This is a genomic window from Streptomyces sp. NPDC058246 (genome assembly GCF_042881985.1).
In the GTDB taxonomy this organism is placed as follows: domain Bacteria; phylum Actinomycetota; class Actinomycetes; order Streptomycetales; family Streptomycetaceae; genus Streptomyces.
In genome coordinates this window covers 173,062-192,421 of sequence record NZ_JBHVWZ010000006.1, presented here as the reverse complement: position 1 = coordinate 192,421, position 19,360 = coordinate 173,062, and the positions used below count along the sequence as shown (strand labels likewise).

The window sequence follows — 19,360 nt, the reverse complement described above, 5'->3', positions numbered from 1 at the left end:
GCGCGTCCCCCAGACCCCCGTTCAGACCCCCGCAGACCCCCGTTCAGACCACCGTTTCGGCCTAACGGTCTCCTCCTCATACGCCGGACCGGCCGGGGTGCTCGTCCTCGAACGCCAGACCGGCCGGGGTGCCGGTCGCGCACCAGGCGCTCAAGGTCTCTTGGCATATGCCAGCGGGGCAAGATACTCCACCCCACCCCCTCCTGTCCTGATTTCCGGCAACCCTCAGAGACGGGTTCGTCACTGCCGGTAGATATATCGGCATGAGCAGCACACGGAACCCGGCAAGCACCATCCCCCACGCCCCCGGCGCCCCGTTGTCCGACCGCTTCGACATCGCGGGAGTCACCTCCGAGGGCGCCGCATGGCTCGCCTCGGCAGGAACGTACCCGCGCAGCACCCTCGCCCTCTGGGAGGAACGGCCGAGCGCCCCGGTCGTCCTGCCCTGCGGCAGCGCCTTCGACGTCGTCAACGCCCCGGCGATCTTCGGGCGGCGGATGCTCGACCGGTTGTGGGACGACGGGCCTGGCTCGGGCCCGGTCGCGACCTACCGCGGGCGGATGCTGCTGTTCGCCGCGCCCGGTACGGCCCAGCGGCTGCCCTCGCTCCTGGAGTGGGAGGAGTGGGGCTCCCGCGGGGCCGCGGACCGTACCGAGGACCGCGCCCAGAGCCGGGAGGCCGCCGGGCATGCGGGGCGGTGCCAGGGCGTTCCGCCGCTGCTCTGCCACGGCACGGGGGACGCGGTCACCGTGCCCGCGCTGAGCGCCGACGACACGGGGACGAGCGCCGCCGCCCGCCTGGAATCCCGCTGGCTCGTCGCGCCCGACACCCGGCACCCCTGGCTCCCGGGCCCCGAGATCCTGCTCTGGGCGGCCGTCCGGGCGGCCCGCGCGAGCGCCTCCGCGGCGGTGCGGATATCGATTTTTCCTCCCGCCGATCAGGATGCTAAGGTCTACGACGTCAGCAGGCGCCGCTAGCTCAGTTGGTTAGAGCAGCTGACTCTTAATCAGCGGGTCCGGGGTTCGAGTCCCTGGCGGCGCACGCTAGCGATGGCGAGGCGGTACGCGGAAACGCGACCGTCTCGCCATCGCCATTCCCCCCTGGTTTCCCTTTCCCTTTCCTTTCCCTTTCGCTTGGCCGCTCCCTTTCGCTTGGCCGCGCCGCGCCTTGCGAGGGTCAGCCCGTCGTGATCTTCACCGTCCACGCCCCGGAAGCCGTGCGGTCCTCCACCTCGATACGGACGTTCTCGCCCGGCACCGTATAGCTCTCGCCGAGGGCCACCGGCGCGTCCGCGAGCGCCGGGTAGACCGAGTCCTCCCAGCAGGACTCGGAGTGCGGGTGCGCGTCGAGGACCTCGATCGGGCCGCCGCCCGACTCGGCCTCGCTGCGCACACGGTAGACGAGGACGCCCTGGGTGCACGTCGCGCCGTCGTTGCCCGCCGGGCCGCGCGCCTCGAGGGCCAGCGCGCTGTCGGGACCCGTTCGGACCACCGCCAGCTTGGTGCCCCGCCCGGAACCGAAGGCCTGCAGCCCCGAGCCGTACGCCGGCACACCCGAAGCACCCGAAGCACCCGAAGCCCGCGAAGCGGCCGAGCCGTACGCCGGTACGCCTGAGTTCCCCGTGGCACCCGGCACGCCCGAGCCGTGCGCCCGCGTACGCGTGCCGGAGGCCGACGCCGCGGCTCCCGCGGATCCTGCCTCAGCCGCGCCGGCCACCCCGGCCACCCCGGCGACCCCGGCCGCGCCGGCCGCGCCCGCAGTCCCGCCCCCCAGCGTCGGCGGCCCCGCCCCCAGCGCCTCCAGCGTCACCCGCGTACTGCCGGTACCCCGAACGCACGCCACCTGATGGGGTTCCAGCCAGCCCAGTTTCCACTTGTGCCAGCCGAACAGGTCGGGGGCGAGGCCGAACTGGCTGCCCATGAGGTCCCAGTCGCCGACGTAGGTGTCCCAGTCGCCCTTGCCGTCGGTGGGGCGGTGGTAGAGGTCGGGCAGGTCGAAGACGTGACCGGTCTCGTGGGCGAGGACCAGGCGGTCCGGCGGGTGCTTCTCGAAGACCGTGACCACGCGACGGATTTCCTTGCCGTCGGCGTACAGCGGGGTGTCGAGGTTGACGACCTTCGTGGCGTCCGAGTCGACGCCCGGCGCGTCCGGGTCGGCGACGAAGTAGACGATGTCGTAGCGCGAGAAGTCGACCTGGCTGTCGGCGGCGGCGAGCGCGTCGCGCAGGTAGGCGGCGCGGCGATCGGCGTTCCAGTCGCGCTCTATGGCGTACGACGTGGAGGTGTGCGGCATCCGGATCCAGCCGCGCTGGGGGTGCGGGCGCACCGTGAACTTGCCGTACGAGGCGCGTTCGAAGAAGCGGCTGGTGGCCGGGAAGTAGTCGCTGGTGAGTTCGGCGGGGGTGGTGCGCGGCGCGGAGTCCGGGAAGGACAGGAAGACCATCGCCGCGTCGAGGGGGTGGTCGGGGCGCACGTATCCGGAGTTCCAGGTGTCGACGCCCTCCGAGTGGTGCGCCTCGGTCCGTGGGAGGGCGCACGAGGCCGAGCGGGGTTCGGCCAGTGCGGGGCCCGGTACCAGGGAGGTCGCGGCGAGCGCGGTCATCGAGGTGAACAGAGCCGCGGTGCTGCGCCAGCGCGGCGCCCCCTCGCGCACCGGCCCCCGGAAAGGCCCCCCACGCCCCATCCCGCGCAATGCCTGGCGAGCCGTCCCGCGCAACACGTCACGCGCCGACCCGCGCAACACCACAGGCCCCGACCCGCGCAACGCCTCGCACTCAGCCCCGCCCAATGCTTCGGGAGCCGCCCCGCGCAACGCTTCGAGCTCTGCCCCGCCCAATGCTTCGGGAGCCGCGCCGCGCAACTCTTCAGACCCCGACGCACGCAATGCCTCGGGAGCCGCCCCGCACAACCCCTCAGCTCCCGACGCACCCAATGCTTCGAGAGCCGCCCCACACAACCCCTCAGCCCCCGGCCCACGCGCCGACTCGCGCACCGGATCCCGCACAGCCTCGTGCGCCGGATCCCGCAAAACCTCACGCGCCGAACCCGGCAAGCCCTCACGCGCCGAGCCCCGCAAGGCCCCGCGCCCGCGCCCGCGCCGCCACAGAACCTCACGAGCCCGCTCCCGCAGAACCTCACGCGCGTGTCCCCACAGGGCCTCACGCCTACGCCCCGGCAGCTCAGCGCGAACGCGAGCCGACCGGCCATCGCCCGCGCGCTTCCGCAGGGCCTCACGAACGCGGGCTCGCAGCGCCGCACGCGCGCGCCCCCGCAATACCCCATGAGTGCGACCCCGTTGGGCCTCACGGGTGAGACCTCCCAGGGGGAGCGGACGCGGCACGTCGACCTCCGGATGCGGAATTCGGGACACCGCACCCAGCCTGTGTGAGTTCGTACCACTTCGCCCTGTTTGTCTGCACCAGAAGGGTGAGAGGGAACCAGGGGCCGACACCCCGAACACTCACGGAACGTCACAGCCGGTCGGCGGGGGAAGGAACCCGTCCAGATGCAGGCAGAAACGATCTGTCAGAAGAGGAGGTTGTTCGGGGACACTGGACAGTGGCTGCAACTCCCCGAGGCCACCCTCTATGATCGGCACACTTTCCTGCACGGACACGGCTTGTTCGGCCGTCCAGCACCGGCCGACCACCCCGAGAGACCTATACGAAGAACGAGTGCACTGCGGGAGCGAGCGGTGAGCGGAACGTCCGAAGGGCCGGCGCCCGCGGCAGACCTCGTCCGGCCGGCCGTCACAGAGCGTCACATCGACACATCTCCTCGTATGTACGCCGGGGCGCCTCCCGGCGTGTCCCTCTCCCCCGGGTCACCTCCAGACCCGCACGCCACTGCCGGGACGGCCGCGGCGACGTCCGGTGTGCCCGCTGACACGCCTGTACCCGACGGAGCGTCACCCCGTACTCTCCAGGCGGCCTTCGCCACCGCGCCCCTCGCGATGGCCGTGGTCGACCGCGAGGGCCTGGTCGTCACCGCCAACGAGGCGCTGGGCACGCTGCTCGGCGCCGGGGCGGACACGCTCGCCGGGCGGATCGTGGCCGACCTCGTGGACCTGACCTCCGACGCCCGCACCTGGCACGCGTACCGCGAGGTGCTGCGCGGCCGGCAGGCCCGACTGCGCTGCACCCGCCGCCTCAAGCACTCCGACGGGCACTCGCTCTGGGTCCAGGTGACGGTCGCGCCGCTGCCCGCGCAGGAGCGGGCCGTGCTGCTGTCCGTCGCCGACATCAGCGTGCGCCGGGAACTCCAGGCGCGGCTGCGCCACTTGCAGATGCACGACCCGGTGACCCGGCTGCCCAACCGCACCCTGTTCTTCGAACGCCTGTCGGCCGCCTTGGAGGCGGAGGCGTACGAGGAGGGCGGCACCGGCCGGATCGGGCTCTGCTATCTGGACCTCGACGGGTTCAAGGCGGTCAACGACACGCTCGGCCACCGGGTCGGGGACCGGCTGCTCGCGGCCGTCGCCGAACGGCTGACGCGCTGCGCCGACGAGGCGGGTTACGCCCGGGCGGCCACCCCGCTGGTGGCGCGGCTCGGCGGCGACGAGTTCGCGCTCCTCGTCGAGGACTCCACGGGAACGGACCAGCTGGCCGACCTCGCCGAATCCGTACTGAAGGCCCTCCAGGCGCCGTTCGACCTGTCAGGCCAGCGGCTGTCCCTCTCCGCGTCGATCGGGGTCGTCGAGCGGCGCGCCGCGGGCACGAGCGCGACCGGTCTGATGCAGGCCGCGGACACCACGCTGTACTGGGCGAAGGCGGACGGCAAGGGTCGCTGGACCCTCTTCGACCCGGAGCGCAACGCCCACCGGATGACCCGTCAGGCGCTGTCCTCCACCCTCCGCGCGGCCGTCGAGCGCGGTGAGTTCGCGCTGGAGTACCAGCCGTTGGTGGGCATGGAGGACGGCGGCGTGCGCGGGGTCGAGGCGCTGGTCCGCTGGAATCACCCGCAGTTCGGAACGCTGACGCCGAATCGGTTCATCGGATTGGCCGAGGAAGACGGTTCGATCGTGCAGCTCGGCCGCTGGGTGCTGGCCACCGCCTGCCGGCAGGCCCGCCGCTGGCAGCTGGACCACCCGGACGCGCCGCCGATCTTCGTCAGCGTGAACGTGGCGGTGCGCCAGGTCTGGGACTCCGACCTGGTCGCCGACGTGGCGGAGATCCTCGCGGAGACGGGCCTCGCCCCGCACCTCCTCCAGCTGGAGCTGACGGAGTCCGCGGTGATGGGCTCGGCGGGCCGGCCCCTCCAGGCCCTCCAGGCGCTCAGCGACATGGGCGTCCGCATCGCCATCGACGACTTCGGCACCGGCTACTCGAACCTGGCCTACCTCAGCCGTCTGCCGGTCTCCGTGCTGAAGCTGGACGGCTCGTTCGTACGGGGCTTCCAGTACGAGAACCCCGACGGCACCTCGGGCCACCCCAATCCCGCCGACGAGGTCATCGTCGAGGCCCTCATCCAACTCGCCCACCGGCTGGGCCTGACGGTCACCGCGGAGTGCGTGGAGACCGCGTCCCAGGCCTCCCGCCTGCGCGGCATCGGCTGCGACACCGGGCAGGGCTGGCTGTACTCCCGCCCGGTGGCGCCGGATCGTATCTCCGCACTATTGACGGCCTCGGACTGTCCTCGGGCCTGAGGCTCGCCGAGGCCCAGGCACCCGGTCAGGCCTGAGGATCCTGGGGCTTCGGCAATCCGTACGCGTCCGCGATGAGTTCGTACGAGCGCAGGCGTACGTCGCCGCTGTGGGCGTTGCCGGTGATCATCAACTCGTCGGCGCCGGTGCGCTTCTGCAGGTCGTCGAGGCCGGAGCGGACCTCGTCGGCCGTGCCGTGGATGACGTTGGAGTTCCAGCTGGTGATGAACTCCCGCTCCATGGGGCTGAATTCGTACGCCTCCGCCTCCTCCGGGGTCGGGACGAGTCCCGGACGGCCGGTGCGCAGGCGGACCATGTTCAGGGCGGCGGCCATGACCTGGCGGCGGGCCTCCTTCTCGTCGTCCGTGGCGAGGGCGGAGACGCCGATGAGGGCGTAGGGGGCGTCGAGGACCGCGCTCGGCCGGAAGGACTCGCGGTAGAGGTCCAGCGCCGGGATCGTGTTCTGCGCCGAGAAGTGGTGCGCGAAGGCGAAGGGGAGGCCCAGGATGCCGGCGAGGCGGGCGCTGAAGCCGGAGGAGCCGAGCAGCCAGATCGGGGGGCGGTGCGGGGACTGGACGCCGCCCGGGGAGGTCGACTGGATCGGGCCCGGGACCGCGTGGATGCGGGCGTACGGGTGACCGTCGGGAAAGTCGTCGTCCAGGAAGCGGGTGAGCTCCGCGAGCTGCTCGGGGAAGTCGTCGGCGCCTTCGCCCAGGCGGTCCGTGCGGCGCAGGGCGGCGGCGGTTGCTCCGTCCGTGCCGGGCGCTCGGCCCAGGCCCAGGTCGATCCGGCCCGGGGCCATCGCCTCCAGCGTGCCGAACTGCTCCGCGATGACCAGCGGGGCGTGGTTCGGGAGCATGACTCCGCCCGAGCCCAGCCGGATGCGGGTCGTGTGGGCGGCCAGGTGGGCGAGGATCACGGCGGGTGAGGACGAGGCCACGCCCGGCATGGAGTGGTGTTCGGCCACCCAGTAGCGGTGGAAGCCGCGGGACTCCGCGAGGCGGGAGATTTTCACGCTGGTGCGGAGGGCGTCGGTGGCGGTGCGGGTCGCGCCTACCGTGACCAGGTCCAGTACGGAGAGGGGTACGGGTGCGTCGCCCTGCGCGGTGCCGCGGATCTCGTCCGTCTCACTCACCGGGTGCCTCCTGCGTCTTTACGTCGGTTGTCCTCGACGTACGAACAGGAGGGTGTCCCCGTTTATTCCTCGAGGGCCCGGGGCGGGCCGGGGGGTGTCTCGCCCCCTTTGCCCCTGCCCGTCCCGTACCTGGGGGCTGCCGCCCCTGGACCCCCACGTCGGCCTGAACGGCCTCGTCCTCGAACGCCGGACGGGCTGAAGACGCCTAACCCCTCCGGGAACGGCGAAAACAGGCCAGTCGGCTACACCTGGACGATCGGCTCCTTGGTGAACAAGGTTCCCAGCTCGGGGGCGTTCACGCGGCGGTCCGAGAGGCGGAGGGCCTCCCAGACGGTGACCTGGTTGGCGGTGAGGACCGGCTTGGAGAGGGCCTTCTCCAGGGCGAGGAGGTGGGAGGCCGTGTGGAGGGCGGTGTCCGGGAGGAGCACGGCGTCGGCGTCGGGGTGGTCGGCCGCGCGGGCCAGGGCGAGGACCTGGTCGTACTCCCAGGTGGCCACCTCCGCGGCCGTGACGATCCCGGCCCCGCGCACCCCTACCACCTCCGCCCCCGCGTCCTTCAGAAACGCGGCGAAGAGCGCCGCCACGTCCTCCGGATACGTCGCCCCGACGGCGACACGCCGGGCGCCGATCTCCTGTACCGCGTGCGCGAAGCCGAACGACGTGGAGGAGGCCGGCAGCCCTGCCGTCCGGGCGAGGGCGCGGACCTGGTCGTGGGCGCCCTGCCAGCCGTATACGAAGCTGCCGCTGGTGCAGGCCCACACCACCGCTTCGGCCCCCGAGAGGCGCAGCTCCTCGACGCCCGCCGCGAGCCGGGCCGCCGAGCCCATCTCCAGGAGCGCGTCCACGCGGTGGGCGTCCTCTCCGATGTCCGTGTGGACGACGGTCAGGCGGATGTCGCTGCCGAGCAGCTGCTCGATGCGCGGGTAGTCGTCCTCGGCCGAGTGGCCGGGGTAGAGGAATCCGAGTGCGGTCATGCCCAACCTTCCTGTTCTTCCGGCAGTACCGGCCCCCGACGAGCGGACTCGTCCAGCAACGCCTGATAGGGGCCCACCGCCCGGGTACCCAGTTGTCGCAGCGCCGCCCACATCGTCACCTGGTTGGCCGAGATCACCGGGATCCGCAGTTCGGCCTCCAGCTGGGGGATGACGTCGTACGTCGGAAGGTTGGTGCAGCTGATGAAGAGGGCGTCCGCGCTGCCCCGTACGGCCCCGCGGGCCATCTCCACCACATCCCGGTACGGGACCTTCCAGATGTGCCTGGTCAGGCCCATGAAGGCGCGGCGCGTGACCTCGATGCCCGCCTCGGCCAGGTACTCCTCCAGGGACTGGGTCACCGACACCGTGTAGGGGGTCACGAGGGCGATCCGGCGGGCGCCGAGCTCCTCCAGCGCCGCCAGGAGCGCGCCGGAGGTGGTGAGCGCCGGGACCGCGCCCGCCCGCGTCATCGCCTCGCACATCGCCCGCTCCCCGGCGACGCCCCCGACGAAGCTGCCGGAGGTGCAGGCGTACGCGACGACCTCGGGCGCGACCGCGTTCAGGGCGCGCACCGCCTCGCCGAGCGTCTCGTGCTCGGAGACCAGACGGGCCAGGTCCAGGCTGACCTCGACCGGCACGAACGGGGTGCGGGTGAGGTGCAGGGAGACGTCGTCCGGCGCCCAGCGCCACAGTTCGCGGTCCAGGGCGAAGTCGAAGGGGGCGACGACACCGACACCGCGCTGCGGGCGCGGGCCGCCGAGAAAGGAGACGTCCATGGCAGCCACCGGCCTCACGAAGGGAGAGGAGAGGGGAAGGGAACGGGACCAGGAACAGGTGGGGAAAGGGAGGACCAGCAACGAGGGGAACGGGACGGGGGACGAGGGAAGGGGGGACGAGGGGACGACGGGGAGGGGGGACGACGGGGAAGGGGGAACGGGGACGCGTTGGCAACGGACCGTACGCAAAGCCCGTGTTGACGAAGGTAGGTTCGGGTGCGAGCGTGGTCAATCCGCGCATCTCAGACGGCTCCGGCCCACCTCGCCCCTCGGAAGGCCCACCTTCATCTCTCAGAGAAGCGGACCCGCATTGCGAAACGGTTTCCACCGATGACCGCCCGTATGTCCTCGCCCCCGTCGCACCCGCCGTCCGAAACGACCCTCCTTGTCCTCGACGCCGAGCCCCTGCCGCGCCTCGGCAGGCTCACCGGCCGGGTGCGGATCGAGCACGCGGACGAGTCCACGCTGGCCGAGCGGCTGCCCCACGCGGACGTGCTGCTCGTCTGGGACTTCACCTCGCACGCCGTGCGCCGCGCCTGGCCCGGCGAGGGGCCCCGGCCGCGCTGGGTGCACACGGCGAGCGCGGGGGTGGACCATCTGATGTGCCCCGAGCTGGCCGCGTCCGACACGGTGGTGACGAACGCGCGCGGTGTCTTCGACCAGCCGATCGCGGAGTACGTCGCCGCGCTGGTGCTGTCCATGGCGAAGGATCTGCCGCGGACGTGGGAGCTCCAGGGGCGGCGGGAGTGGCGGCACCGCGAGTCGCAGCGGGTGGCGGGCACCCGTGCCTGCGTGGTCGGCTCCGGGCCGATCGGGCGGGCGATCGTCAGGACGCTCAAGGCGCTGGACGTCACCACGGCGCTGGTGGGGCGTAGACCGCGGACCGGTATCCACGGTCCGGAGGAGCTGGACCGGCTGATGGCGCGCGCCGACTGGGTGGTGTCCGCGGCGCCGCTCACCGAGGCGACGTACGGCATGTTCGACGCGCGGCGCTTCGGGATGATGCAGCCGTCGGCGCGCTTCGTCAACGTCGGACGCGGGCAGCTCGTCGTCGAGGGCGCGCTCGCCGAGGCGCTGTCGAAACGGTGGATCGCGGGCGCGGCCCTCGATGTCTTCCAGCACGAACCGCTCGGCCCCGACAGCCCGTTGTGGGAGGTGCCCGGTCTGATCGTGTCGCCGCACATGAGCGGGGACACGATCGGCTGGCGGGACGAACTGGGCTCGCAGTTCGTGGAGTTGTACGAGCGCTGGGAGGCGGGGAAGCCGCTGCGGAACGTCGTCGACAAGAAGCGCGGGTACGTGCCCGGACACTGAACTCCCTCTGGAGGGCCCGATGTCGGAACTCACCGAGCTGACCGCGGTACAACTCGTCGACGGCTACCGCAAGGGCGAATTCAGCCCCGTGGACGCGGCACGCGCGGCCCTGGAGCGGGCCGAGCACGTCCAGCCCGCCGTGAACGCGTTCGTACGACTGGAGGCGGAGGAAGCTCTCGCGCAGGCGGCGGAGTCGGCGGGCCGCTGGCGGCGCGGCGAGCCCGCGGGCCTGCTGGACGGGGTCCCGGTCACCGTCAAGGACATCCTGCTGCTGCGCGGCACACCCACCCTCCGTGGCTCCAGGACCATCAGTGCGCAGGGCCGTTGGGACGAGGACGCGCCCTCCGTGGCCCGGCTGCGCGAGCACGGCGCCGTCTTCCTCGGCAAGACGACGACGCCCGAGTTCGGCTGGAAGGGCGTCACGGACTCGCCGCTGTCGGGGGTGACCCGCAATCCGTACGACGTCTCGCGCACGGCGGGCGGCTCCAGCGGCGGCAGCGCCGCGGCCGTGGCCCTCGGCGCGGGCCCGCTGTCCCTCGGCACGGACGGCGGCGGCAGTGTCCGTATCCCGGCCGCCTTCTGCGGGATCTTCGGCCTGAAGCCGACGTACGGCCGGGTCCCCCTGTACCCGGCCAGCGCCTTCGGGACGCTCGCGCACGTGGGGCCGATGACCCGGGACGCGGCCGACGCGGCGCTGATGATGGATGTGATCAGCGGCCCCGACGCGCGGGACTGGTCCGCGCTCGGACCGGCGGCCGGCGGCTCCTTCGTGGACGCGCTGGAGGGCGGGGTACGGGGGCTGCGGGTCGCGTACTCGCCTTCGCTGGGCGGGCAGGTCGCGGTCCGGCCGCCGGTCGCGGCGGCCGTACGGCGCACGGTGGAGCGGCTCGCGGCGCTCGGCGCGTACGTCACCGAGGCCGACCCCGACCTCACCGACCCGGTGGAGGCCTTCCACACGCTCTGGTTCAGCGGCGCGGCCCGCGTCACCCAGCACTTCGGGCCCCACCAGCGGCAGTTGCTCGACCCCGGACTGCGCGAGATCTGCGCCCTCGGCGCCCGCTTCGGCGCGCTGGACTATCTCGCCGCGGTGGACGTCCGCATGGAGCTCGGGCGCCGGATGGGCCGCTTCCACGAGTCGTACGACGTGCTGGTGACGCCGACCCTGCCGCTGACGGCCTTCGAGGCGGGCGCCGAGGTCCCGGCCGGCTCCGGCCACCGCCGCTGGACGGGCTGGACCCCGTTCACGTACCCCTTCAACATGACTCAGCAGCCGGCGGCCACGGTCCCCGTGGGCCTTGACGGGGACGGCCTGCCCATCGGCCTGCAGATCGTCGCCGCGCGCCACCGCGACGACCTCGTCCTGCGGACCGCTCACGCGCTGTACGAGGCGGGGGCCGCGGGGGTGACTCCCCCTGGGGCCTCTCCGGCATGATCCGCCGGGCAGTCCTCAGTCTCGCCGGAAGCTGAGCGTCTCCCCCAGCGCGCCGGAGCGCCACAGGTCGGTGCAGGCCTCGGCCATCGCGTCGAGGCCGTCGACCACCTGGCCCCAGACGATGCCCGGCACCCAGCCGACGTCTCCGTTGAGGAGCAGGTTGTTGCGCTCGTAGAACAGGGCCAGGTCCACCACCGTCGTTCCGGCGCGGACGTCGCGGTCGTAGCCGTACGCCTGCGTGCCCAATTCCGTGCCCGCGAAGGAGAAATAACAGAGATCTCCAGGAATTGGGGTAACTGTCGGATTTTCCAGCGGAGGTTCTGATTGCGCGAAGGGCGGGAAAAGGGCGTAGATCTCATTGCGCGCGTACTTCGCGTGGTACACGTCGCCGCCCAGGGGAAGTGAATCCCACACCGCGGCGCAGGTGATCGGCGCCCGGTCGTCGAGGAGTTTCGCGGTGCAGTGGATACCGCGCTTGACCAGCGAGACTTCGATGTATCGATCAGCCATGCATTCCATGGTCCCCCGGAGGTCAAGTGCGCGTCGTACCCGTACGGGGCTGAAATCGATCCGAATACATCGCATGGTCTCGGGTAGCCGCGCGGCCATGGCTCCACCTAGAGGGAATGACGCAGAGAAACGAGGCCCCACCCGCCGGTCGCTGCTCGCGGGGGCGGCGGCGCTCGGCGCGCTCGGCGCGGCCGGCTGTACCCGGGTCGCCACGGCGTCCGGCAACGGCGGTGATCTCCTGGACCGGCTGAAGGCGCAGGGTGTCGTCCGGCTCGGCATCGCCGGCGAGATCCCCTTCGGCTACATCGACAAGAACGGCGAACTGACCGGCGAGGCGCCGGAACTCGCGAAGGCCGTCTTCAAGCGGCTGGGGGTCGATCGCGTCCAGCCGGTCCCGACCGAGTTCGGCTCGCTCATTCCGGGGCTCAACTCGCAGCAGTTCGACGTCGTGTCGGCGGGGATGTACATCAACCCCGAGCGCTGCCGGCAGGTCATCTTCGCGGATCCGGACTATCAGATGCTGGACGCGTTCATCGTGCGCAAGGGCAATCCGAAGGGGCTGCACGACTACCAGGACGTCGTCTCGAAGAAGGCCAGGTTCGCGACGGGCACCGGCTATGCGGAGATCCAGTACGCGGTCGAGGCCGGGTACAAGGAGAGCGACATCCTGATCGTGCCGGACCAGGTCGCCGGGCTGAACGCGGTCGAGGCGGGGCGTGTCGACGTCTTCGCCGGGACCGCGCTGACCGCACGTGAAGTGGTCAAGAAGTCCCGCAAGGCGGAGAGCACCAAGCCCTTCGCGCCGCTGGTGAAGGGCAAGCCGCACGTCGACGGCGGCGGCTTCGCGTTCCGCTCGGCCGAGACCGGGCTGCGGGACGCCTTCAACGTGGAGCTGAAGAAGATGAAGGACAGCGGTGAACTGTTCCGCATCCTGCAGCCGTTCGGTTTCACCCAGGCCGAGATGACCGACATGACCGCGAAGGAGCTCTGCCGCGGATGACCTCGGGACTGTGGGAACTCGTACTCGAAGGCATCTGGACAACCGTCCAACTGCTGGTCTTCAGCGCCCTGCTGGCCGGCGCCGTGTCCTTCGCGGTGGGAATCGCGCGCACCTCGCGCCGGTGGATCGTCCGCTTCCTCGCGGGCTTCTACACCGAGGTGTTCCGCGGCACCTCCGCGCTCATCATGATCTTCTGGGTGTACTTCGTCCTGCCGCTCGCCTTCGGCTGGCAGCTCGTCCCGATGTGGGCGGGCACGCTGGCGCTGGGGCTGACGTACGGGGCGTACGGCGCGGAGATCGTGCGCGGCGCCCTGAACGCGGTCGAACCCGCGCAGCGCGAGGGCGGTATCGCGCTCGGCTTCACGCCCTGGCAGCGGATGCGGCTGATCCTGCTGCCGCAGGCGGTGCCCGAGATGATCCCCTCGTTCTGCAACCTGCTGATCGAGCTGCTCAAGGGCACCGCCCTGGTCTCCGTCATGGGTATGGGCGATCTGGCGTTCAGCGGCAATCTGGTGCGGCTCGCGTTGCAGCAGAGCGCGGAGATCTACTCGTACGTCCTGCTGATCTACTTCGTGATCGCCTTCCTGCTCACCCGGATGATGCGCGGTCTGGAGAGGCGGCTGAAGGCCGGAATCGGCAAGGAACCGGAGCGCGGGGTGTCGCGGCGTGAACTGCGCCGCGCCGAGACCACGGGAGTGGGCGCCGCGGGCGCCGGCGCGATCGCGGGCGGGGGTGGCTCATGAACTGGGACTGGAGCGCGGTCGGTGACTTCATGCCGCACTTCTGGGACGGGCTGCTGGTCACCCTTCAGGCGCTGGCCCTCGGTTCGCTGATCTCGTTCGCGCTCGGACTGGTCTGGGCGCTGCTGATGCGGACGCCGACCCGGTGGGTGCGCTGGCCGGTCGGGGTGGTGACGGAGTTCATCCGCAACACCCCTCTCCTGGTGCAGCTGTTCTTCCTCTTCTATGTGCTGCCCGAGTGGAACATCACGTTCTCCGCGCTGACCACCGGTGTCGTCGCGATCGGGCTGCACTACTCGACGTACACGATGCAGGTCTACCGGGCCGGCATCGAGGGCGTGCCGGCCGGCCAGTGGGAAGCGGCCACGGCGCTCAACCTGCCCCTGACGCGCACCTGGACCGCGGTGATCCTGCCGCAGGCGATCCGCCGGGTGGTGCCCGCGCTGGGCAACTACGTCATCTCGATGCTCAAGGACACCCCGATGCTGATGGCGATCACCGTGCTGGACATGCTCGGTGAGGCGCGGCTCTATTCGCAGCAGCACTTCCAGTTCACCGAGCCCCTCACGGTGATCGGCGTGGCCTTCATCCTCATTTCCTATCCGGCTTCCCTCCTCATGCGAGCTCTGGAGCGACGTCTTGCCCGCTGACACGAACGCCCATACGAACCCTGACCCGAACGCCACCACCAGCCCTGTGAAGGACCTCGCCAATCCCCCGGTGGACGGCGGCGAACTGATCCGCTTCGACAAGGTCACCAAGCGCTTCGGGGAGAACACCGTCCTCGACGGACTCGACTTCCGCGTCGACTCCGGCAAGCACGTCACGCTCATCGGGCCGTCCGGCTCGGGCAAGACGACGATCCTGCGGCTGCTGATGACCCTGGCCAAGCCGGACGAGGGAACGATCACGGTGGCCGGGGAGCGGCTCTTCCCGGCCCCCGAGAAGCAGCTCCGCGAGGTCCGCAAGAAGATCGGGATGGTCTTCCAGCAGTTCAACCTCTTCCCGAACATGAGCGTGCTGAGGAACATCACCGAGGCGCCCGTCACGGTCCTCGGCCTGTCCAAGGACGAGGCGGAGGCGCGGGCCCGCGAGCTGCTCGACCTGGTGGGCCTCGCGGACAAGTGCGACGAGCGTCCGAGCCGGCTGTCCGGCGGCCAGCAGCAGCGTGTGGCGATCGCCCGGGCGCTGGCGATGCGTCCGCAGGTGCTGCTCCTGGACGAGGTGACCTCCGCACTCGACCCCGAGCTGGTCGCCGGCGTCCTCGATGTCCTCCGTGACATCGCTCACACCACCGACATCACGATGCTCTGTGTGACCCATGAGATGAATTTCGCCAGAGACATATCGGACCAGGTCCTGATGTTCGATTCCGGCCGGGTCATCGAGTCCGGGCCACCGGAGAAGATTTTCAGCGACCCGGAACACGACAGGACCCGGGAATTCCTCAGCGCGGTGCTGTGACTGCGAGGAGTGAACGTGGGCCCGCGCGGCAAGGCGCGAGGTCCGGCCGGTGGGTCATGCCCTGCGTGCCATGACCTCGGCATATGCCAGGGTGGCGCGCTCCTGCTGAGAAGGCGGGAGCGCGCCATGAATGTCGTCAACAGACCCTCGCAGCAAGCTCTTTGGCGGTTATCGTGGAGGAAGCCCAGCTGTCCGGGCTGTGTCTCAAATACGCCGGGCCGACACAGAGCGCAGGGGGAAACCGTGGCGCTGATGCACGAGCCGACCGCGCCGTACCACTCGGCCCAGGACGCCCTCCGTGTCCTGGAGACGGTGTCACGGCACTCCACCGGAATCACCGACGCCGAACTCGGCCGCCGGACCCGCCTCGGCGCCGAGCGGCTGACCGCCCTGCTGCGGATGCTGCGCCGGGAGGGGTACGTCGAGCAGATCGCCGACGGTGCGTACGTCACCGGCGCCTCCCTCAGCCGCCTCGGTTCCGCCCACGGCCGCGACCAGGCCCTGCGCGACACGCTCCAGCGGACCATCGACCGGCTGCGCGACTCGGTCGGCGCAGCGATCTACATCAGCCGGTACATCGACGGCGAGGTGCACGTCACCCAGTACGCCGCGAGCCCCGCGACGCCCGCGGTCAACGAATGGGTCGACTTCCGCTCCTCGGCGCACGCCAGCGCGGTCGGCAAGAGCCTGCTCGGCCAGCTCGACCACAACGGCCGCCGCGACCACCTGGCCCGCCACAAGATGGCCCGCCTCACCTCGCGCACCATCACCGACGAGCGGCTGCTGCTGTCCCGCCTCGCCGCCCAGCCGCCCACCGTGCCCGTGCTCGACCTCCAGGAGTACGCCGTCGGCACGGTCTGCGCGGCCGTCCCCATCACGGCGGGCTCCTCCGTCGGCTGCCTGGCCCTGTCCCTGCCGGTCGAGCACGCGCACCGGCTCCGCCAGGCCGCGGACACCCTGAACCGCCGGGCCACCCCCGTGCTCCTCTCCCTCGCCATCTAGCCCGGCACCGGGTGGTCAGGAGCACCCCCTCGGACCAGGTAGTATTTCTTTCGTCGCCGACCGCGGGAGCGCGGGAGGCGAGAGTCATGCGCCGCTAGCTCAGTTGGTTAGAGCAGCTGACTCTTAATCAGCGGGTCCGGGGTTCGAGTCCCTGGCGGCGCACAGATGAAGGCCCTCCACAGCAGTGGGGGGCCTTCACGCATGTCCCGGTACGTCGCTGGGCGCGGGTACGCCTATGGGTGTTTTGGGCGCTTTGGGTGCTGTGAGTGCTGCTCCGGGACCCTCGTTGCGGCGGTCCCCGCCCGGGTCGGCGGGGCCACCCCTCACCCGGCTGGGGTACGACGCCGGTCGCGGCGCCGGTCAGCCCGGCGTGACGAAGTGCGTGAGCGCCCGGGCGAGCAACCCGGGATCCCGCGCCCCGCACAGCTCCCGCGCCGAGTGCATCGACAGGCCCGGCACACCCACGTCGACCGTGGCCACGCCGAGGCGGGCCGCGGTGATGGGCCCGATCGACGTACCGCACGGCATGGCGTTGTGGGAGACGAACGGCTGCCACGGCACGTCGGCCCGTTCGCACGCCGCGGCGAAGGCGGCGACGCCGGTGCCGTCGGTGGCGTACCGCTGGTTGACGTTGACCTTGATGACGGGGCCGGCGTTGGGCAGCGGGTGGTGGTCCGGGTCGTGACGCTCGGCATAGTTGGGGTGCACGGCGTGCGACATGTCGGCGGAGACGCAGAAGGCGCCCGCGAGGGCCCGGTTGAAGTCCTCGGCGCTGCCGCCGCGCGCCGCGACACCTCGGCCCAGCACCCGTTCCAGGAGCGGTCCTTGGGCCCCCGACTCGGAGCCGCTGCCGACCTCCTCGTGGTCGAAGGCGGCGAGGACGGGAATGTGCGCGGGCGGCCGTGCGGTGGCGGCGGCGACCAGGGCGGTGACGCCCGCGTGCACCGATATCTGGTTGTCGAGCCGCGGCGAGACGATGAACTCCTCGTCCGCGCCCAGGTATCCAGGCGGCTGGATGTCGTGCAGCATCAGGTCCCAGCCGAGGATCTCGGCGAAGTCGGCGTCGGCCTCCTCGGCGATCCGGCGGAGCAGCGCGCCGGGTTCGGTGCCGCCCAGCCCCCACAGCGGGGCCATGTGCCGCTGCCGGTCCAGGGCGAGCCCCTCGTTGGCGGTCCGGTCGAGGTGGATGGCGAGCTGCGGCACGCGCAGCAGCGGCTTGTCGACGCGGACGAGCCGGGTCGAGCCGTCGCGCAGGGTCAGCCGCCCCGAGATGCCCAGGTCACGGTCGAGCCAGGTGTTCAGCGGTACGCCGCCGTAGATCTCCACGGCGACCTGCCGCCACCCCGCCGAGCTGGTGTCGGGCGCGGGCTTGACCCGCAGGTTCGGCGAGTCGGTGTGCGCGCCGATGATCCGGAACGGGGTGCGGGGCGGGGCGCCCTCGGGGACGTACCAGGCGATCAGCGCGCCCCCTCGGACGACATATCTGCCGCCTCCGGCACCGTTCGTCCAGTCGTCCGTCGCGCGCAGCTCCTCGAAGCCCGCCTTTTCCAGCCGCTGCGCCGCGCTCGCCACCACGTGGTAGGGCGAGGGGCTGGCCGTGACGAAGGTGAGCAGGTCGTCGCCGTGGCTCCGGTCGGTCGCGTCGGGTGTGACGGTCGTGTCGTGCATGTCGTGCGTGTCATGCGTGTCATGCGTGTCATGCGTGGGGGACATGAGTGCCTTTCAGGTGCTGTCGAGGGTTGAGGGGTGAGGGTTGAGGGGTGAGAGGTGAGGGGGCGCTTCGGGAGTGTTGGCGCTACGGGAGCGTTGGGCCGGGTGCACGGTGCGGCCGGTACGGCGATCCAGTCGTGAGGCGGATGAGACAGGTGGGCCCGGTGGGCTGGGTGAGCTGATGGGCAGGGTTAGACGGGTAGGCAGGGTGAGACGGGTGGGCTGGGTGTGAGCCGGGTGAGCCGGCCCGGATGTTCCACCGGTACGCGGCGGCCGTGTCAGTGCCCGGACACCTCAGCGCCGTCCCGACGATCGCTGTACGCACCACTCGCCCCCTCCGTGCCGGCCCCTCGGACGGCGTACAACCGCAGCAGGTAGATCCCCGCGACCACGATGGCGACCCCGTGGGACCAGGCCACGACGGTCAGCGCGGAGAACGATTCGAGGGCCGCCGACACGGCGATCATGCCGAGTCCGAAACCGAGGTTCTCGACGGTGGCGGACAGGCCGAAGGCATGGGCGCGCAGGGCCTCCGGCAGGGTCTGCACGTGCGAGGTGTACGACACCTCGGTCAGCCCGTCAGCCGCGCCCGCGACCAGCGCGATGCCGATCGTCGCCGCCATCGGGAACCCGGCGAAACCGAGGATGAACGCGGCCGACATCAGCACTGTGCCCAGTCCGAAGCCGAGTGCCCCGACGGACCGGCCGGTGTGCTTGGCCCAGCGCTGGACGACCTGCTGCGCCAGCACGTTGCCCAGTGCCCAGAACAGCCAGAAGCGGCTGACGAAGGCGGCAGGGTCGTGCGGGTCCAGTCCGCTCGAATAGACGGGCAGGGCCGCGTTGTGGGACGAGGAGCCGAGCGCGTCGACCCCGCGCAGACACACCATCAGCCCGAGCGTGGGCACCGCGGTCAACGCCGTCACCGCCCCGAACACGCCCTTGCGCTCGCGGGGTTCGGGCCCCGCGGACGGCGTCGGCCGCACTCCCGGAAGCCACGCGACCGCCCCCGCGCACACCAGGAAGCTCGCCGCGTCCACCAGGAACGCGGCGGTGAAGCCCAGCCATGGCACCACCACGCCGGACGAGGCGAACCCGGCGACCATGGCCAGCGAACGCCCGCCCACCATGAGGGAGTTGGCCCAGCCACGCCGGTCGGTGCCGACGAGGTCGGGGATGGAGCTGCGCAGCGAGACCATGAAGACGGTGCCGCACGCGCCCACGACAGCGGACACCGCGAACAGCACGCCGGTCCGCAACCCTCCGTCCGGCGTCACGACCAGCAGGAGCATGACAATCGCCTGCGCCGCATTGGTCCACAGCATCACCGGCTTGACCGCGTACCGGGCCAGGATCCGCCCCGCGATCATCCCGGCCAGGAACCCCGCCCCGAGCCGCACCGCCATGAACAGCCCCATGGCGAGCGCGCTGTCGGTGGTGGCGTAGACGAACAGGTTGAGCGCCACCATGTTGAGGAAGGTGCCGTAGGAGGAGACGGAGTAGCCGGCGACCAGGACGCGATAGCGCCCGTCGGCCGTCACGAGCAACGCACCACGGGCCGCCCGCACCGGGCCGACACCACAAGCCGCGTCCACCGGGCCGACACCACGAGTCGCCCCCACCGGGCCGACACCACAAGCCACCCCCACCGGGCCGACACCGCGAG

The 19,360-nt window shown here is 71.3% G+C and carries 16 protein-coding genes and 2 tRNA genes; 11 read left to right on the top strand and 7 right to left on the bottom strand.

From position 1 onward, the window contains the following. Nucleotides 1-263: 263 nt before the first annotated feature. Nucleotides 264-977: a bifunctional DNA primase/polymerase gene (locus tag ACFVXA_RS11670; protein ID WP_362017818.1), complete on the top strand. Its 714-nt coding sequence runs from the start codon at nt 264-266 to the stop codon at nt 975-977. After that, nucleotides 968-1,041, top strand: a tRNA-Lys gene (locus ACFVXA_RS11665). Before ACFVXA_RS11670 ends, ACFVXA_RS11665 begins: the two co-directional genes overlap by 10 nt. A gap of 135 nt (nt 1,042-1,176) precedes the next feature. Here the strand turns inward: ACFVXA_RS11665 and ACFVXA_RS11660 are convergent. After that, nucleotides 1,177-2,682: a M6 family metalloprotease domain-containing protein gene (locus tag ACFVXA_RS11660; RefSeq protein ID WP_390024766.1), complete on the bottom strand. Its 1,506-nt coding sequence runs from the start codon at nt 2,680-2,682 to the stop codon at nt 1,177-1,179. A gap of 1,011 nt (nt 2,683-3,693) precedes the next feature. On the opposite strand from ACFVXA_RS11660, the gene ACFVXA_RS11655 reads away from it, so the two are divergent. After that, on the top strand, nt 3,694-5,643 hold the full coding sequence (locus ACFVXA_RS11655) for an EAL domain-containing protein (RefSeq protein ID WP_362017816.1): 1,950 nt from the start codon (nt 3,694-3,696) through the stop codon (nt 5,641-5,643). A 25-nt stretch (nt 5,644-5,668) separates the two neighbouring features. Here the strand turns inward: ACFVXA_RS11655 and ACFVXA_RS11650 are convergent, their stop codons facing one another. From ACFVXA_RS11650 to ACFVXA_RS11640, 3 genes are all read right to left on the bottom strand, one after another. Next, entirely contained in the window at nt 5,669-6,775 is a 1,107-nt protein-coding gene (locus ACFVXA_RS11650; RefSeq protein ID WP_362017815.1) for an LLM class flavin-dependent oxidoreductase, read from the bottom strand. A gap of 242 nt (nt 6,776-7,017) precedes the next feature. Continuing rightward, complete coding sequence (locus ACFVXA_RS11645) at nt 7,018-7,749, bottom strand: decarboxylase (RefSeq protein WP_362017814.1); 732 nt, start codon at nt 7,747-7,749, stop codon at nt 7,018-7,020. After that, nucleotides 7,746-8,525, bottom strand: a complete 780-nt coding sequence (locus ACFVXA_RS11640) for an aspartate/glutamate racemase family protein (RefSeq protein WP_362017813.1) — start codon at nt 8,523-8,525, stop codon at nt 7,746-7,748. Before ACFVXA_RS11640 ends, ACFVXA_RS11645 begins: the two co-directional genes overlap by 4 nt. A 330-nt stretch (nt 8,526-8,855) precedes the next feature. On the opposite strand from ACFVXA_RS11640, the gene ACFVXA_RS11635 reads away from it, so the two are divergent. Both ACFVXA_RS11635 and ACFVXA_RS11630 read left to right on the top strand, forming a co-directional pair. Further along, complete coding sequence (locus ACFVXA_RS11635) at nt 8,856-9,839, top strand: D-2-hydroxyacid dehydrogenase (RefSeq protein WP_383902474.1); 984 nt, start codon at nt 8,856-8,858, stop codon at nt 9,837-9,839. Nucleotides 9,840-9,858: 19 nt separating this feature from the next. After that, nucleotides 9,859-11,271 carry an amidase gene (locus ACFVXA_RS11630; RefSeq protein WP_389746692.1) on the top strand — a complete coding sequence of 471 codons (1,413 nt, stop codon included), beginning with the start codon at nt 9,859-9,861 and terminating at the stop codon, nt 11,269-11,271. 15 nt (nt 11,272-11,286) lie between these two features. On the opposite strand, the gene ACFVXA_RS11625 is transcribed toward ACFVXA_RS11630, so the two are convergent. After that, nucleotides 11,287-11,781 (bottom strand): DUF3830 family protein, encoded by a 495-nt coding sequence (locus tag ACFVXA_RS11625; RefSeq protein WP_390024763.1) that lies wholly within the window; start codon nt 11,779-11,781, stop codon nt 11,287-11,289. 97 nt (nt 11,782-11,878) lie between these two features. Between ACFVXA_RS11625 and ehuB the strand changes: the two genes are divergently transcribed. The 6 genes from ehuB to ACFVXA_RS11595 all read left to right on the top strand — a co-directional run bounded on the left by ehuB (nt 11,879) and on the right by ACFVXA_RS11595 (nt 16,149). Then, nucleotides 11,879-12,781 carry an ectoine/hydroxyectoine ABC transporter substrate-binding protein EhuB gene (ehuB, locus tag ACFVXA_RS11620; protein WP_362017809.1) on the top strand — a complete coding sequence of 301 codons (903 nt, stop codon included), beginning with the start codon at nt 11,879-11,881 and terminating at the stop codon, nt 12,779-12,781. Then, nucleotides 12,778-13,524: an ectoine/hydroxyectoine ABC transporter permease subunit EhuC gene (ehuC, locus tag ACFVXA_RS11615; protein ID WP_362017808.1), complete on the top strand. Its 747-nt coding sequence runs from the start codon at nt 12,778-12,780 to the stop codon at nt 13,522-13,524. Before ehuB ends, ehuC begins: the two co-directional genes overlap by 4 nt. Then, nucleotides 13,521-14,171, top strand: coding sequence for an ectoine/hydroxyectoine ABC transporter permease subunit EhuD (ehuD, locus tag ACFVXA_RS11610; protein WP_362017807.1), 651 nt, complete (start codon nt 13,521-13,523; stop codon nt 14,169-14,171). The genes ehuC and ehuD overlap by 4 nt, the downstream gene beginning before the upstream one ends. Before the next feature lie 46 nt (nt 14,172-14,217). After that, nucleotides 14,218-14,985, top strand: a complete 768-nt coding sequence (gene ehuA / locus ACFVXA_RS11605) for an ectoine/hydroxyectoine ABC transporter ATP-binding protein EhuA (RefSeq protein WP_362017918.1) — start codon at nt 14,218-14,220, stop codon at nt 14,983-14,985. 243 nt (nt 14,986-15,228) lie between these two features. Further along, nucleotides 15,229-15,987: an IclR family transcriptional regulator gene (locus ACFVXA_RS11600; RefSeq protein WP_383735037.1), complete on the top strand. Its 759-nt coding sequence runs from the start codon at nt 15,229-15,231 to the stop codon at nt 15,985-15,987. Nucleotides 15,988-16,075: 88 nt separating this feature from the next. Next, nucleotides 16,076-16,149, top strand: a tRNA-Lys gene (locus ACFVXA_RS11595). Nucleotides 16,150-16,347: 198 nt separating this feature from the next. Here the strand turns inward: ACFVXA_RS11595 and ACFVXA_RS11590 are convergent. Both ACFVXA_RS11590 and ACFVXA_RS11585 read right to left on the bottom strand, forming a co-directional pair. Beyond that, nucleotides 16,348-17,655 (bottom strand): M18 family aminopeptidase, encoded by a 1,308-nt coding sequence (locus tag ACFVXA_RS11590; RefSeq protein WP_390024761.1) that lies wholly within the window; start codon nt 17,653-17,655, stop codon nt 16,348-16,350. Nucleotides 17,656-17,975: 320 nt separating this feature from the next. After that, the gene (locus ACFVXA_RS11585) at nt 17,976-19,163 is read right to left on the bottom strand and encodes an MFS transporter (protein ID WP_390024910.1); all 1,188 of its coding nucleotides are present in this window, start codon (nt 19,161-19,163) and stop codon (nt 17,976-17,978) included. Nucleotides 19,164-19,360: the final 197 nt, after the last annotated feature.